The organism is Haladaptatus sp. SPP-AMP-3, assembly GCF_049568665.1.
Classification (GTDB): domain Archaea; phylum Halobacteriota; class Halobacteria; order Halobacteriales; family Haladaptataceae; genus Haladaptatus; species Haladaptatus paucihalophilus.
This window is the reverse complement of the sequence record NZ_CP145901.1, coordinates 226,324-241,035: the sequence shown is the minus strand read 5'-3', so window position 1 is coordinate 241,035 and position 14,712 is coordinate 226,324. Positions and strand designations below refer to the sequence as shown.

The 14,712-nt window shown below is 63.5% G+C and carries 14 protein-coding genes; 7 read left to right on the top strand and 7 right to left on the bottom strand.

The features are described 5' to 3' along the window. The first annotated feature begins 30 nt into the window (after positions 1-30). On the top strand, positions 31-1,095 hold the full coding sequence (locus V5735_RS21345; protein ID WP_423747165.1) for an iron transporter: 1,065 nt from the start codon (positions 31-33) through the stop codon (positions 1,093-1,095). Here V5735_RS21345 and V5735_RS21340 read toward each other — a convergent pair whose 3' ends face one another. Continuing rightward, complete coding sequence (locus tag V5735_RS21340) at positions 1,096-2,511, bottom strand: hypothetical protein (RefSeq protein WP_423747224.1); 1,416 nt, start codon at positions 2,509-2,511, stop codon at positions 1,096-1,098. Between the two features lie 147 nt (positions 2,512-2,658). Here V5735_RS21340 and V5735_RS21335 point away from each other — a divergent pair, with 147 nt between their 5' ends. Further along, entirely contained in the window at positions 2,659-3,855 is a 1,197-nt protein-coding gene (locus V5735_RS21335; RefSeq protein WP_423747164.1) for an MFS transporter, read from the top strand. Between the two features lie 87 nt (positions 3,856-3,942). Here the strand turns inward: V5735_RS21335 and V5735_RS21330 are convergent, their stop codons facing one another. The 3 genes from V5735_RS21330 to dgoD all read right to left on the bottom strand — a co-directional run bounded on the left by V5735_RS21330 (position 3,943) and on the right by dgoD (position 6,331). Next, positions 3,943-4,215, bottom strand: a complete 273-nt coding sequence (locus tag V5735_RS21330; protein WP_423747163.1) for a hypothetical protein — start codon at positions 4,213-4,215, stop codon at positions 3,943-3,945. Between the two features lie 121 nt (positions 4,216-4,336). Continuing rightward, a complete protein-coding gene (locus tag V5735_RS21325) occupies positions 4,337-5,173 on the bottom strand; it encodes an SDR family NAD(P)-dependent oxidoreductase (protein WP_423747162.1) in 837 nt (278 codons plus the stop codon). 3 nt (positions 5,174-5,176) lie between these two features. Then, positions 5,177-6,331, bottom strand: coding sequence for a galactonate dehydratase (gene dgoD, locus V5735_RS21320; RefSeq protein ID WP_423747161.1), 1,155 nt, complete (start codon positions 6,329-6,331; stop codon positions 5,177-5,179). Between the two features lie 418 nt (positions 6,332-6,749). On the opposite strand from dgoD, the gene V5735_RS21315 reads away from it, so the two are divergent. The 3 genes from V5735_RS21315 to V5735_RS21305 all read left to right on the top strand — a co-directional run bounded on the left by V5735_RS21315 (position 6,750) and on the right by V5735_RS21305 (position 8,918). After that, complete coding sequence (locus V5735_RS21315; protein WP_423747160.1) at positions 6,750-7,499, top strand: IclR family transcriptional regulator; 750 nt, start codon at positions 6,750-6,752, stop codon at positions 7,497-7,499. 273 nt (positions 7,500-7,772) lie between these two features. Then, positions 7,773-8,672 carry an aldo/keto reductase gene (locus tag V5735_RS21310; protein WP_423747159.1) on the top strand — a complete coding sequence of 300 codons (900 nt, stop codon included), beginning with the start codon at positions 7,773-7,775 and terminating at the stop codon, positions 8,670-8,672. A 123-nt stretch (positions 8,673-8,795) separates the two neighbouring features. Next, on the top strand, positions 8,796-8,918 hold the full coding sequence (locus V5735_RS21305) for a hypothetical protein (RefSeq protein ID WP_423747158.1): 123 nt from the start codon (positions 8,796-8,798) through the stop codon (positions 8,916-8,918). A gap of 61 nt (positions 8,919-8,979) precedes the next feature. Here the strand turns inward: V5735_RS21305 and V5735_RS21300 are convergent, their stop codons facing one another. The 3 genes from V5735_RS21300 to V5735_RS21290 all read right to left on the bottom strand — a co-directional run bounded on the left by V5735_RS21300 (position 8,980) and on the right by V5735_RS21290 (position 10,888). Further along, positions 8,980-9,390 carry a hypothetical protein gene (locus tag V5735_RS21300; protein ID WP_423747157.1) on the bottom strand — a complete coding sequence of 137 codons (411 nt, stop codon included), beginning with the start codon at positions 9,388-9,390 and terminating at the stop codon, positions 8,980-8,982. A gap of 108 nt (positions 9,391-9,498) precedes the next feature. Further along, on the bottom strand, positions 9,499-9,918 hold the full coding sequence (locus V5735_RS21295) for a DUF7575 domain-containing protein (protein ID WP_423747156.1): 420 nt from the start codon (positions 9,916-9,918) through the stop codon (positions 9,499-9,501). A 79-nt stretch (positions 9,919-9,997) separates the two neighbouring features. Continuing rightward, the gene (locus V5735_RS21290; RefSeq protein WP_423747155.1) at positions 9,998-10,888 is read right to left on the bottom strand and encodes a DUF6920 family protein; all 891 of its coding nucleotides are present in this window, start codon (positions 10,886-10,888) and stop codon (positions 9,998-10,000) included. A 284-nt stretch (positions 10,889-11,172) separates the two neighbouring features. Between V5735_RS21290 and V5735_RS21285 the strand changes: the two genes are divergently transcribed. Next, on the top strand, positions 11,173-11,814 hold the full coding sequence (locus V5735_RS21285; protein WP_423747154.1) for a DUF998 domain-containing protein: 642 nt from the start codon (positions 11,173-11,175) through the stop codon (positions 11,812-11,814). A gap of 126 nt (positions 11,815-11,940) precedes the next feature. Continuing rightward, positions 11,941-14,682 carry a cation-translocating P-type ATPase gene (locus tag V5735_RS21280; RefSeq protein WP_423747153.1) on the top strand — a complete coding sequence of 914 codons (2,742 nt, stop codon included), beginning with the start codon at positions 11,941-11,943 and terminating at the stop codon, positions 14,680-14,682. Positions 14,683-14,712 lie beyond the last annotated feature (30 nt).

Here is a 14,712-nt window from a genome sequence, read left to right as displayed (position 1 = left end):
TCATTCGAACACTCGCACAACACCCACCCAATGCGCCGCCGAACGTTCCTCCGAACTGGCACGGCACTTGCAGGGGGGTCCCTCCTCACCGGCTGTCTGGACTCGCTCGGATTCGAAAAACGATCCGCGTGGCGTGACCCGCCGAGAGTGAAAAACCGTCCCGCCGCGGTCTATCATCCCGCGTACATGGAGGGAATGAAGATGTACGGGATGGGTACGGATGGGGACCTCCGCTTCGCGCTAATGTACTCGTACCCGCATCGGTTCTGGAACGTCACCGGCCAATCGAACTCCAAGGTCGTCGTGCAACCGGACGACACGCTCCACATGATGGTCTCCACGTGGGACGCGAAAACGGAGACGACCATCCCGGCGGACGTTCAACTCACCATCGAAAAAGGCGGGAAGACGGTCGATAAACGGGCTCCGTGGCCGATGCTTTCGCAGAATATGGGGTTTCACTACGGGGACAACGTTTCACTCGACGGCAACGGCTCGTACAGCGCGACTGTCAGGGTCGGGTCGGTCGGCGTGCGCCGAACCGGGTCGCTCGCGTCCCGACTGTCGGACGGCGCGTCGGCGACCATCGATTTCGAATTCGACACGGACCAGATATACGACGTCGAGTATCGGGAGTTCGGCGAAAAGCAGGGGAGCCGCGATGCCCTCGACCCGATGTCGATGACGGTCCCGGTCGGTCGAGCGCCCGCACCGGCATCGCTGCCGGGAACGCTCGTCGGGACGAAACCGTCCGGCGACGCGAAGTTCGTCGTGACCGTCATCGAGGGGGAGAATCGCTTCGCCGACGGCGGGAAATCGTATCTCGCAGTGTCGCCGAGAACGCCGTACAACCGCATCGTGTTGCCGCGGATGTCCCTCTCGATGGAACTCCTGCGAAACGGGACGACGGTATCGAAGGGGACGCTCACCCCCGCCCTCGACGCGGCCCTCGATACCCACTACGGTGCTCCCGTCGGGGACGTGCGGTCCGGCGACACGCTTCGAATCTCGGTCGATTCGCCGCCGCAACTCGCCCGGCACGACGGGTACGAGACGGCGTTCATGGAAATGCCGCCGATGGAGTTCACGGTCTGATCACGACACGAACGCCGGACTCGCCGTCGGAAGCGAGACGAGCCACAGGCTGATAATCGTGTAGCCGATCATCACGAGGATGAACGGGTACTGGCTCCGAATCGCTTGCAGTCGGCTCGGAAACGTCGCGTACGCCTGCGAGTGGGCGACCCAGACGGCGAGCAGGTGACCGACGAGGACGAACCCGATGACGAGGCCGCCGAACCACTCCGGGAGGGTCAGGACGACCGGATTCGCCGGGGGAGAGAGCGGCGAGACGACCGCGGGGACGAGCGACGGGAGGAGCGAGACGAAGAACCCGAAGTAGTGTGCGAGGTGGTAGCCGACGGCGATGGCGAGCAGCGGCGGTGCGAAGCGGAGGGCGATGGTCCGGGGCGGAAGGTAGGTCTCCCCCGTCCGTCGGGTGACGCGGGACGCGAACCCGAAGGCTCCGAGGAAGAGGGCGTACCCGAGAACGAAGAGCAGTGCGTAGACCATGAGCGGGGGAACACCCGCATCGACGACGGCTGTGATGAACGACACGCCGGTCGACGTCGTGACGAACCCGCTGAACGTGAGTTCCCAGATGAGCGCGACGACGAAGGCGATGTCGGCGGTGGTCGCGACGGCCCCGGACTCGCGGAGGTCGAATCCGGGCGGGCGGAGCGTCACGCCGTCCGCGGACCAGCGGAGCGGGGCAACTTGCCCGTAGAAGTGGAACGTGACCGACACCGGGTCGGCGTTCGAAAACCACGACTCGGGCGTGTAGACGACCGCCCCAACGAGCGTGATGACTGTGTACGCACAAATCGCCGTCGCGAGCATGGCCGGAACCTTGTTGACCGGCATGACCGTTTCGAGCCACACCAGCAGCAACAGCCCGCCGACCGCGGGCCACCGGCCGACGCGGGACGGATACGTACGGCCGAGCGTGGGGAGTCGTCGCGCTATCGTCCGCCACGGGTTCAGCGCGGGCCACACGTTTCCGACGAGATAGACGACCATCGTCAGCCCCGCGCGGACGCCCCCGAACACGAGGATGATGGCGACGTTCACGGTCGGGATTTGCGGCCCGACGAAGCCGCGATAGATGATGATTGCGAGCCCCGCGACGCCGAGGAGTTGTGCGAGATAGAGAGCGCCTCGCCGAATCGGAGCCCACGTCGGGACGGCTTTTTGCCAGTCGTGCATCGACCGGATGAACGAACGGTCGGTGACGACGCTCGCCAAGATGGCCGACGCACCGATCACCGCGCCGCCGGTCGCCAAGTACAACCACTGTGGCACCGCAATCGTCCGACTCGACGCGTCCGAAAGCGCGACCGCCGCGTTGCTCGCGGCAACCTCGTCGATGACCGCGATACTCAGGAGAAACCCGAGTACGGCGATTACGAGCGACCGGGAGAGCGCGTCGCGGGGAACGTCACTAGAGGACATCGAATAGAGGAGGTTCGGAACCGTCGCTGTTGTAGTTGTCGGATGCGGAGCACGGGCGATGCTCGCGGGACACATCCGTCCCCCGTCGCGGTTGCCGACATCAAAACCCTCTCCACGGTTCGTCGCAAATATTTCCGTACAACCTGAATGAAACGTCTTCGAACCCTCCAAGAGTCCCCCGCAACGACCGTCATCTTCGCGAGCACCCTCGTCGCGGTGATGGGCGTCTCGCTCATCAGCCCCGCCCTCCCCGCTGTGCAGGACGCGTGGAACATCACGGAGGCACAGGCGAGTCTGTTGCTCTCCGCGTTCACCCTTCCGGGGGTGTTTTTGACCGTCCCGATAGGGATGGTCGCGGACAGAATCGGTCGCAAACGAATCCTCATCCCGTCGCTCGTCGTCTTCGGTCTCAGCGGCTCCGCTATCGTCCTGCTCTCGAACTTCGAGGCGATACTCGTCCTCCGAGCCATCCAAGGCGCCGCCAGCAGCGCCATCGCGACGCTCACTGTCACGCTGCTGGGCGACCTCTTTACGGGTGAGAAACGCCGAACGCTGATCGGAATGAACGCGGCGATTCTCGCGGTCGGTGCCGCGGGGTATCCGCTCCTCGGCGGGGGACTGGCGACCCTCTCGTGGATGGCACCGTTCGTCTGCTTCCTCCTCGGCGTCGTCGTCGCACTCCCCGGCATCGTCTTTCTCGAAGAACCGTCCGATACCGGAACGGACGCCGATACCAGCATCCACGAGTTCGTGACCGGTCCGACGTCGATGCGGCCCTATCTGGTCCTCTACACCGCGATATTCGGCATCTTCCTCCTCCTCTACGGTGCCCAACTCACGGTCGTGCCGTTCATCCTCGCCAACTCCTACCAGTACTCGTCGGGTGTTATCGGGGTCCTCCTCGGCTTACCCGCCGTGATGATGGGCCTGACGGCCGTGCAGGGCGACCGGTTGCTCCGGTCGTTTTCGAGTTTCCAGTCCATCGCGCTCGGCTTCACGAGTTACGGCATCGGTCTCGTCATGGTGTCGGTCGCGGATTCGGTCTACGTCGTCGCCGGAGCGCTCTTGCTGTTCGGTTTGGGGCAAGGACTCGCCGAACCGATAACGGACACCGCGCTGAACGAACTCGCACCGGACGAGTTCCGGGGGAGCATCATGAGCATTCGGACCACCGTCCTCCGCCTCGGAACCACCGTCGGTCCGCCGCTGTTCGTCGGGGTCGCCACGCTCGTCGGATATTCGCGAACGCTGCTCGTCGGTGGGTTCGCCGCCCTCCTCGTCGGCCTCGGCTGGTTGCTGGTCCGAAGCACACGGACGCGACCGGTCGTGCTTTCGGAACAATAGGCGACGTTAGCGAGTTCTCCTCTCCCGTGGGAGGAACGCGGCGGAAGCGACCAGCGACGAACATCCCGGTATCTCGGGGCGACGTAACTATTGTAACTGCATCTGGCTCGCGTGTTCGATTGCAACGTCGGCAATCTCGTTGATGCTGGCGTTCGAGCGGTCCGCGAGTACTCGAAGCAACATTCCCAATTGGGCGACGGTCATCTCCTGTAGTTCCTCGTTCCCGTCGGTGTCGTTCCCGAAGAAGTACTGTTGTTCGCCGTTCTCGTGAACGAGACCGACGTAGACAGATGTGAGTTCGTCTTCGGTAACCGCGTTCGCCGCTCGTTCCTGCAACTCCTCGAACTGAGGGTCTTCCATCGTCCGAAGGACGTCCCGAGCTTCCGTTAAACTACTGCCACGAAACGTCACCCGACTTTTTCACACGCCTCCCCTCACCACCCGCACTTCCGATACTGTCCGCGTCCAGTTCGGCTCCCCATCACTCTGAGCGCCCTCTGTCCTCATCGTCCTCGCGTCGCCCACGATAATCCGGTAATGAGTCGTCCTGCATGACGGCGGTGCGGCCGCCGTCCGCCACGAGGGATGCCCCCGTTACGAACGCGGCGTCGGAACTCGCGAGGAAGGAAACCACTCCGGCGACGTCCTCCGGGGTGCCGATGCGCCCGACGGGGTGGATGGATTCGAGGTGGTCGCGGTACTCCTCATCCATCTCCTCCATCGTACGGTCGATGGCGACCCATCCGGGATTGACGGTGTTGACGCGAACGTCGGGACCGAAATCGAGCGCCATCGAGCGTGTCATCCCGTCGACACCGGCTTTCACCGCGTTGTACGGGAACATCGCAGGCATCGTCAGTCGCGCGTGGTTCGAGGAGACGTTGACGATGCTCCCCTCGTCCATGTGCTCGCGGGTGTGCTTCGCACAGAGCCAGTACGAGCGAAAATCCGTCTCCACGACGAACGCCCAGTCGTCCATCGTCGCCTCGTCCGCCGCGGTGTTCGTCTCGACGCCCGCGTTGTTCACCAGCACGTCGAGACCCCCGTACTCCTCCGCGGTGGCCTCGACGAGCGCCGCGATGTCGTCGGGGTCGCGCATGTCCGCGCGAACGAACGTCGCGGTCCCGCCCGCCGCGTCGATAGCCGCGACGGTCTCCTCGCCGTCCGCTCGGGTTCGACCGGTGACGACGACGTTCGCGCCCTCGCGGGCGAACCGTTTTGCGATTCCCTCGCCGATACCGCGGGTCGACCCGGTGACGAGTACCGTCTCGCCCTCGAAGCGACGGACGCCATCGACGGGGGTTCGTGACTCCTGCATCCGTCACCACTCCGCGACGCTGCCGTCCTCGTGTCGCCAGACGGGGTTGTGCCAATCGACGTTCCCCGCCTTCGCTCGGACGTGCTCTTCGTCGATGTCGATGCCGAGTCCCGGCCCGTCCGGGAGGTCCACGTACCCGTCGCGGTACTCGAACACGGAAGCGTCGGCGAGGTAGTCGAGCACGTCGCTCGTCTCGTTGTAGTGGATGTCGAGGCTCTGCTCTTGGATGAGGGCGTTCGGCGAGACGGCGTCCACCTGAATGCACGACGCCAGCGCGATTGGCCCGAGCGGGCAGTGTGGTGCCATCGCCACGTCGTACGCCTCGGCCATGTCGGCTATCTTCTTCACCTCGGTGATTCCCCCCGCGTGGCTCAAATCCGGCTGGATGACGTCCACGCTCCCGTTCCGGAAGACCTCCTTGAAATCCCACCGACTGAACATGCGTTCGCCGGTGGCGATGGGGATGGTCGTGTGACGGGCGATTTCGGGTAAGACGTCGTTGTGCTCCGGGAGAACCGGTTCCTCGATGAACATCGGTTCGTGGGGTTCGAGCGCCTTCGCCAGCCGCTTCGCCATCGGCTTCGAGACGCGGCCGTGGAAGTCGACGCCGATGTCCACCTCGTCCCCGACGGCATCACGGACGGCCGCCAAGCGGGCGACGGCCTCGTCGATGGTCGCTGGCGAATCCACGCGCCGCAGTTCCGCCGTGGCGTTCATCTTCAGCGCGGTGAATCCGGCGTCCACCTTTTCGCGGGCGGCATCCGCCACTCGGTTCGGGCGGTCGCCGCCGACCCACTGATAGACGCGGATGCGGTCGCGGGCCGACCCTCCGAGCAAGTCGTACACGGGCGCGCCGAACCGCTTTCCTTTGATGTCCCAGAGCGCTTGGTCGATGCCCGCGATAGCCGACATGAGGACGGGACCGCCGCGGTAGAAGCCGCCGCGATACATCGTCTGCCAGTGGTCCTCTATCGAATCGGGCGATTTTCCGAGGAGGTAGGTGTCGAACAGTTCTTCGACCGCGGCACGGACGGTGTGCGCCCGCCCCTCGACCACGGGTTCGCCCCAGCCGACCACCCCGTCGCTCGTCTCCACCCTGAGGAACAACCACCGCGGCGGTACCTCGTAGAGTTCGTAGTCGACGATTCGGCCGCTCATTTCGGCTCCTCGTCCCTCGCGCGAAGATTCGGGTTGTACGTTCCGTTCAGCATGTTTCGCCGTTTCACACCGAGTTTACTGTTCGTCATCGCTTACAATACCATAGACCAGAAACTAGAGAAACTTAGTTATTTGGGAGAAAGGGGAGATATGTGTCGATTTTCACACTGAATGTGGAATACGACGGCGAATTTAAAGAAAATATCCGTAACCGGGTTAGAGTACTATATCACGATGCGTTCATCGATGGTGAACGAGCTACATCGATTGCTGGCGTGCCATCTCCGCCGCTACCGGTGAATTCGTTGGTATCGACCGGTTTCAGTCGAATCCGTGACGCTATTTTCTCACCGACTACCGAGCGCATCTGTTCACTATCGATGAACGATTTTTTGTGTCCGTACCGACATCCACGATTATGCCAAACTATCCGGTCGGTGCCACCGCGACGACGTTCGAAATCATCGACTCCCTGGCGACGCTCGAACGGGCCGGTGTCACCCAACTCGCCAACCGACTCGGACGCTCGAAAGGCAGCGTTCACAACCATCTCGCCACCCTCGAACGACTCGGGTACGTCATCAACGAGGACGGACGATACCGACTCGGCCTGCGCTTCCTCGAACTCGGAACGGGCGTCCGGGACACCGACTCGCTGTACCGCGTCGCCCGGCCGGAGATAGACCGCCTCGCGGACGCTAGCGGTGAGACGGCGAGTCTCGTCATCGAAGAGAACGGCGACGCCGTTTTCGTGTACAGAGCGGGCGACGACGCCGGTTTCGCGCTCCAAGACGGGAGTCGGGTTCCCCTGCACGCTTGCGCCGCGGGAAAGGCCATCCTCGCCCATCGTCCGCCCGAGAGTCTCGATTCGCTCCTCGACGGGGACACGCCGACACCGACGGACCGCACGATAACGTCGCGCGCGTCGCTGATCCGGGAACTACGGACCGTCCGCGACCACGGACTCGCGTTCGACCGGGGTGAACTCGACCCCGACCGACGCGCCGTCGGGGCGGCGATTCTGACCGACGACGGTCGCGCCGTCGGTGCCGTTACTGTCTCCGGCACCGCTCCAGGAATGAGCGGCAAACGCCTCGAAGAGGACATGCCGGGCCTCGTTCTCGGCGCGACAAACAGAATTACGGCCGAACACCAAACACGCGAATGAAATCGTTTGCTCACGGTGAATCTCGACATACGTGGCGATTCTATGCGTTCTCTCGCGGTATCACGGCACTTCGATAACCGTCGTCCGAATCGGCGAGCGAATGTGTTCACTATCGGTGAACGACCTTCCGTCGTCACCCGAGCAGGATACGTGTCGAATCGTCAGTTCGATTCCCGGCGGAATGCGTTCGAATCCTTCCGATCTCTCGATTTCTCATCGCGTCGGAGTACCCGTGGGATACCATTTTACGTGTGTTCTTCGTTGCTATACACCATGGAAACTCGACCGCTCGGAGAAACTGGCCACGAAAGTTCGATTCTCACGTTCGGCACCATCGCGCTCGACTTCCTCGACCAACCGGAAGCGAATCGGATGGTCGAGGACGTCCTCGATGCTGGCGTCAACCACTTCGACGTCGCGCCGACGTACGGCGACGCCGAGTTGAAACTCGCGCCGAAGCTCGCCGAACACCGCGATGAGATATTCTTGGGCTGTAAGACCCAAGAGCGCACCTACTACGGCGCGTGGGGCGAACTCCACCGCTCGCTCGACCGACTCGACACCGACTACATCGACCTGTATCAGTTCCACGCGCTCACCCGGTACGACGAACTCGACACCGTTACCGGCGACTACACCCCCGAGATGGCCCAAGACCACGACGAAGGGGCGCTTGCCGCGTTCAAGGAGGCGAAAGAGGAGGGACTCATCGGCCACATCGGACTCACGAGCCACGGCGACCCGAGCGTGATTCGGACCGCGATAAAACGCATCCCCGAACTGGAGACGGTGATGTTCCCGCTCAACTACACCTTAGATGCGAAGGAAGGCCCGGAGTACGATTATCGGTCGGTGTTGGACCTCGCCCGGGAACGCGGCCTCGGAACGCTGTGTATCAAAGCCTTCGCCGAGGAGCCGTGGCCGGAGGACCTCCCCAGAGACGAACGACCGTACGAAACGTGGTACCGACCGTACGACACTCCCGACGAAATCGAAACGTGTCTGCGCTACGCGCTCTCGCAAGGGATGACCTCGATACCGAGCGCGGGAGACCCGCGACTCGCCCCGATGATAGTGGACGCCGCACGGAATTTCGAGGAGATGGACGCCGCCGAACAGGAGCGGCTTCGTGACGACGCACGGGATGCCGACTCTCCCGTTCCGAGTCCGTGAAAGCGGTCTCCTCCCGGTGCGGACGTCCCCGGTATCGACACCGGAGAGCAGCGAGCGTCGGCCGACGGTCGTCTACCGCGGGGAATGGGAACAGTTATACCCCCGTCCTTCAAGGCTCTGTCAATGCCTGCTGCGCGTTGTAACCACTGCGGCTTACAGATGATTTCGTCTTCGTACCCGAAGGCGATGAAGTGGTACCACGACCATCTCCGTGAGAACCATCCGAAGGTCTGGCTCCGCGCCTAAATACGGAGGTCTGCGTACGAACGGCCGCCCGGTTCGGTGAGAAACGTCTTCTCCTCCCTGCTCATTCTGACGAACGTACGTTCGAGGAGCGTCCCTTTCGCATTTCATTGACGGCGGCGAGTACGTACAGCAACCCGACGATGCGAGTCCAGGGGTACACCCACGGTTTCCACTCGCACTCGGCCGCATCGACGTACACGAGTTCGGACCCGTAGTTGACGTAGGCGCGCGGGTACAACAGTGCCAGAACGCCGATGACACCGAGGAATCGCTTGAGCCGCGAATACGAGGCGTCGCTTCGCCACACGAGCGTCACGAAGGCGAGTCCCTCGACCCGTGCAATGGGAACGATCCACGACTGCAACTCACAGTCGTCCGGGTTGTCGAGCGCGAGCCGCTCGGCGCGTTCGATGAGCGCCTCCGGTGAGAGAAGTTCGATGAGGCCGATTACCGAGAGTATCGTGCGGAACATGCACGAACGAGTTGGACGCCCAACATGATGAATCCCGCTCCTCAATTCGAAATCGGTCCTCGAACGCTGCTATCGTCCGGCCGTCTCCGAACCCGACTCGACGGACGCTCACGCTTCGCTCTCGGATTCAGCGCGTGCGTCGGGTTCGTCGAGTCGCGTCGAGCACCACTGGCAGAATTCCAACTCCGGTTCGGCCGACCGGCCACAGTGCGGACAGGCCCGCTCCGTCCCTGATTCGCCGTCGGACGGCGAGTTGGGACCCGCTCGGTGTGCGAGCAAGTAGGCGTCCGCGATGCTGATTGAGGTCACCGCGAAGATGGGAACGAGTTCCGCGGTCGGAAACTGCGCACTCGTTGTGAGCGCCTGCAACGTCGCTTCGGGCGTCACGAAGGTCGCTACTCCGAGGTCGACCGAAAGCCACGCGACCGCCCGTCGCCACCGGCCCAAGTACGCGTGTCCCAATCCGGTCACGACTACGCCGAGGACGACCGCTAGCCACGGCCGCTTCTGTGAGTGACCATACCCCATGCGCTTACTGAATAATTAGTCAGTATTGAGTCTTTTGTTTGAATCCGCCGCTTCCCTCGCTCACGACCTCGAATTCGGATTACGGTTCGCCGACGGACTGAGGGTTCGTACCCATCGGTCGGTGCTCGATTCGGTCGATGGTCGCCCGCCAGTAGCGTTCGACGTCGTCCGGTAGTCCCCAGCCGACTTCGGCCTTGACCGGAATCCGACGCCCGTTGCGTTCCCGGTAGTCCCGGAAGTGGCCCGTCCACGATTCGTAACGCTCGTCCTCCATGCGATAGCGCTCCGCGGTGACGCGTTCGATTTCGTCGTGCTCGTTGAAATGAAAGACGACCGAAGCGGACGCGGACCGGTGTTCGAGCGTCGCCCTCGCGGACCGGCCGTCGATGGCCTCCCATTCGACGCCCTGTGCGGGGAGGAGCGCGGTCGGATACCAGACGGCTTCGGCGAGATAGCGAAGGAGTTCGCCCGCATCCATCTCGGGTGACGGACCGGCGTTCGCGACCGGAACCCCCCCGACCAGCCACGCACGGAGCACCCCGTCGCCGCCCTCGTAACAGTCGAGGACGCGCGCGGGAACCCGCGGAAGGACGTCGATGTTCGCATCCCAAACGAACCCCGGGGGCCGCGTGGTCACGTATTGGTCCGCGACGAGCGGTCGCCACGCGGAGTCCGGCCCGCCGAGTCGGAACTCCCCGCGTTGGTGCAGTCTGACGACCTGTACGTGTGGCTGGCCGTCCTCCAAGACGTGGGTGAAATACCGTCGGACGGGAGCGGGCAGGTCCTCGATGTCGTCCCGCGAGAACCGTCCGTCGCGCGGTTCGCTGTCCGACAGGAGTTCGTCGACGTGCGTTTCGATTTCGTCTTCGATGCGACGGTTACCGAGCGCGACGGCGGCGATGGCGGCGGCCACCGCTGCGAGGGCGAACGCGATGACCGCGCCGAGGCGGACCCGAATACGGTTCGACACGGACCCGTCGTCTTCACCAGGATTGCGCTGTCGAGTTCGGATGTCAGGGAAAACCACGTTTTCGAGACTCACAACGGCGTCGGGGTACGTAGGTGTACCTCCGAGACGGCCGTGAACCACCACGAACTCTTCGCTCGCGGCGTCCGCCCTCAGGGAACACGTGCGGACGGCGCTCGACCGACCGGCCGCCCGTGAGTGACCGTCCCGTCGCGGTCCGTGGGTCGGGAATTCGCCCCGTCAAATATACTGGACAATTTATACTTTTTCGAAACCATCTGGAACACATGGATGGGACGGAAAGCCGATTGAATCGGTCCGATTCCGACGAGACGGGGCTGTCGAGAGCGGGTGCCGCCATGTTCCTTGCCGGAGGGATTTCGTTCATGGGCATCATCACAGGGGAGGCCCTCTATCCGGACTACTCGACCAGACAGGACATCAGCGACCTCGGTTCCACGCAACCGCCGAACCCTATCATCCACGAGCCGTCGGCGACCATCTTCAACAGCACGATGCTCGTGACGGGTGCACTGCTTCTCGTCGCCGCCTACTTCCTCCACCGGTCCACGGGACGGCGCGTCCTCACGATACCCCTCGCCGTGTTCGGGTTCGGGGTCTTCGGCGTCGGCGTGTTCCCCGGCAACGTCGTTCCGTGGCACGGCCTCTTCGCCCTGCTCACGTTCTTCAGCGGCGGCATCACCGTCGTTCTCTCCTCTCGGGTCGTCACGCGCCCGTTCAATTACCTCTGCCTGCTGTTCGGCGTGGTATCGTTGGCGACGCTGCTGAGCGTGTTCGTCCTGCAGGAAGCGAATCCGCTGAACGTCCTCGGGTCCGGCGGCGTCGAACGGTGGGTGGCGTACCCGCTGTTGCTCTGGGTCACCGGGTTCGGCGGATATCTGCTGGGAGACCCCGACATCGGTTCGTGAACCCCGCCTCGACCCAAACATCCAACTATCCGTCCCTCGTCTCTGTGCGAAGATGCCGCTATTTCGACGAACCGTCTCCGATTCACGGTTCCACCGCGAACCGACCGTCCGCTTCGTCACCCACCGATGAGTTCCGTTACGTCCAGCGAAACGACCCCGACAGAATGGCACAGCGTTCCGGAAGAACGCGTCTTCGAGGCGCTCGACTCGGACGAAAACGGGCTCTCGACCGACGAAGCGAACGAACGACTGTCGGAGTTCGGACCGAACCGGATTCGGGAGGACGAGGCCGTCTCGCCGTACGAACTCTTTCTCTCCCAGTTCCAGGACTTTCTCATCTACCTGTTGATTCTCGCGGCGCTCCTTTCCGTAGCCGTCGGACTCCTTCCGGGTGCCACCCCCAGATACGAGGAGGCCGGACTCATCCTCCTCATCCTGCTCGCGAACGGCGTTTTCGGGTTCTTCCAAGATTACCGCGCCGAGATGTCCATTAAGGCGCTCCGGGAACTCTCCACGCCGAACTCGACCGTTCTCCGCGACGGAGAGAAGGTGACTATCGACGCCGAGGATGTCGTACCGGGGGATATCGTCGTCATCGAGCAGGGCGACGCCATCCCCGCGGACGCTCGACTCGTGGAGGTGACGGCGCTCGAAACCAACGAATCGGCCCTCACCGGGGAGAGCACCACCGTCGCGAAGGGGACGGACCCCGTTCCCCCGGAGACGCCGCTGGCCGAGCGGGACGACATGGTGTTCATGAACACCACCGCCATCAAGGGACGGGGGAGGGCCGTCGTCGTCGAAACGGGGATGGACACCCAGGTGGGCGACATCGCGACCGAAATACAGGAAGCCGAGACGAGGGAGACGCCGTTTCAGAAGGAGGTGGACGCGCTCGGAAAGCGTATCGGAATCGGCATCGTCGGGCTGATCCTCGTCATCGCGGTGGCGCAGTTCGTCTTCACCGCGGCGGGTTGGCTGTCGATTTTGCTGACCGGCATCACGCTGGCCGTCGCGGCGGTCCCCGAGGGATTACCGGCGGTCGTGACGCTGACGCTCGCGATGGGGTCGCGCAAGATACTCAACCGCGACGCACTGGTGCGGCGACTCCCCGTGGTCGAAAGCCTCGGGTCGGTCGACGTCATCGTGAGCGACAAGACGGGGACGCTCACCGAGAATCAGATGACGGTCAAGCGGGTGTACACCGCGGGGACGAACGGAACCGTCACGGGAACCGGCCTCTCGACGGCGGGCGAGTTTCGTCACGAGGGCGACGATGCCGACCGCGAACGACTGGAACCGCTCCTGACCTGCGGGGCCTACTGCAACGACGCCGAACGAGCGCCGGATTTCGCCGACGACCCGTACTACGGTGACCCGACCGAAATCGCCCTGCTGGTGTCGGCCGCGAAGGCGGGAATCGACCCCGAGCACGAACGACTGCGCGAGATACCGTTCTCCTCGGAACGCAAACGGATGACCGTCATCGCCCGCGAATTTCCCTCGGCGCTCTCGGATACGGACGGGTTCGATGCCGCTACGCCAACGGCCTACATGAAGGGTGCCCCGGAGGTCGTTCTCGACCGGTGTAACCGCGTTCTGGAGGATGACGGCGTTCGGGAACTCACGGCGGCGAAACGGGAGGAAGTCCTCGACCGCAACCGGGCGTTCGGTTCGGACGCCCTCCGGGTGCTCGGCTTCGCCGTTCGCCCGGTCGAGGACCCCGAGGACGACCCGGAATGCGTCGAGCGGGACATGATTTTCGTGGGACTGCAGGGGATGATAGACCCGCCACGGGCGGAGGTTTCGGAGGCCATCGAGGACTGTCGGAACGCCGGTATCCGGGTCGTCATGGCGACCGGGGACAACGTTCAGACGGCCGGTGCCATCGCCCGGACCATCGGATTCGGTTCGGAGGAGGCCGTGGACGGGACGACGGTCGATACGCTCTCGGACGAGGCCCTTTGCGAGGTCGTCGAGAACGTCGACGTCTTCGCCCGCGTGTCCCCGCACCACAAGGTTCGAATTCTGAAAGCGCTGCAGGAGAACGGACACAACGTCGCCATGACGGGCGATGGGGTCAACGACGCGCCCGCGCTCCGCAACGCCGACGTCGGCATCGCGATGGGGACCCGCGGCACCGACGTCGCTCAACAGGCCTCCGATATGGTCCTTCAGGACGACAACTTCGTCACCATCCGCGACGCCATCGCGGAGGGCCGCGCCATTTTCGACAACATCCGAAAGTTCGTGAACCTGCTGCTGTCGGCCAACGCCGGGGAAGTGCTCACCGTCTTCCTCGGCGTTCTCGTCGGGAGCTTCTTCTTCCCGGGGCTGTTCGCGTCGGAATCGGACGCCCTCATCCTGACGCCCGTGATGCTCCTGTGGATCAACGTGGTGACCGACGGCCTTCCAGCGCTCGCGCTCGGCACCGACCCCAAGGCGTCTAACGTCCTCGAACGCCCGCCGCGAGGTGGCGACGAGTCGGTCATCGACCGACGAATGGTCGCTTCGATACTCACCATCGGACTCACGATGACGGTCGTCGGACTGGGACTCTTCTTCTACGGACTGCAGGCCGTTCGCGACATCACGACGGCACAGACGCTCCTGTTCACGTTCATCGTCACCATCGAAATGATAGTCATTCAGGTCATCCGGTCGCGGTTCGACCAACCGCTCCTCTCGAATCGGTGGTTGATAGCCGCCGTCGCCGTGTCGTTCGGCCTCCAACTGGTCGTCCTGTACACGTCGCTGCACACCCTGTTCGACGTGCGCTCCATCTCGGTTCGGGCGTGGGAACTGATAGCGCTCGGGTCGGTCGTATTCCTCCTCGTTATCGGCCTCGTCGAGCGCGCCGTCGATTGACCCGTCGGTATCGCTATTGCGTGCGAACTC

Excerpts from the sequence above, each read along its gene's own strand:
- V5735_RS21345 (WP_423747165.1), top strand. The coding sequence starts at position 31 with ATGCGCCGCCGAACGTTCCTCCGAACTGGCACGGCACTTGCAGGGGGG.
- V5735_RS21285 (WP_423747154.1), top strand. The coding sequence starts at position 11,173 with ATGGATGGGACGGAAAGCCGATTGAATCGGTCCGATTCCGACGAGACG.
- V5735_RS21315 (WP_423747160.1), top strand. The coding sequence starts at position 6,750 with ATGCCAAACTATCCGGTCGGTGCCACCGCGACGACGTTCGAAATCATC.
- V5735_RS21295 (WP_423747156.1), bottom strand. The coding sequence starts at position 9,918 with ATGGGGTATGGTCACTCACAGAAGCGGCCGTGGCTAGCGGTCGTCCTC.
- V5735_RS21330 (WP_423747163.1), bottom strand. The coding sequence starts at position 4,215 with ATGGAAGACCCTCAGTTCGAGGAGTTGCAGGAACGAGCGGCGAACGCG.
- V5735_RS21310 (WP_423747159.1), top strand. The coding sequence starts at position 7,773 with ATGGAAACTCGACCGCTCGGAGAAACTGGCCACGAAAGTTCGATTCTC.
- V5735_RS21340 (WP_423747224.1), bottom strand. The coding sequence starts at position 2,511 with ATGTCCTCTAGTGACGTTCCCCGCGACGCGCTCTCCCGGTCGCTCGTA.
- V5735_RS21325 (WP_423747162.1), bottom strand. The coding sequence starts at position 5,173 with ATGCAGGAGTCACGAACCCCCGTCGATGGCGTCCGTCGCTTCGAGGGC.
- V5735_RS21335 (WP_423747164.1), top strand. The coding sequence starts at position 2,659 with ATGAAACGTCTTCGAACCCTCCAAGAGTCCCCCGCAACGACCGTCATC.
- dgoD (WP_423747161.1), bottom strand. The coding sequence starts at position 6,331 with ATGAGCGGCCGAATCGTCGACTACGAACTCTACGAGGTACCGCCGCGG.
- V5735_RS21280 (WP_423747153.1), top strand. The coding sequence starts at position 11,941 with ATGAGTTCCGTTACGTCCAGCGAAACGACCCCGACAGAATGGCACAGC.
- V5735_RS21305 (WP_423747158.1), top strand. The coding sequence starts at position 8,796 with ATGCCTGCTGCGCGTTGTAACCACTGCGGCTTACAGATGATTTCGTCT.
- V5735_RS21300 (WP_423747157.1), bottom strand. The coding sequence starts at position 9,390 with ATGTTCCGCACGATACTCTCGGTAATCGGCCTCATCGAACTTCTCTCA.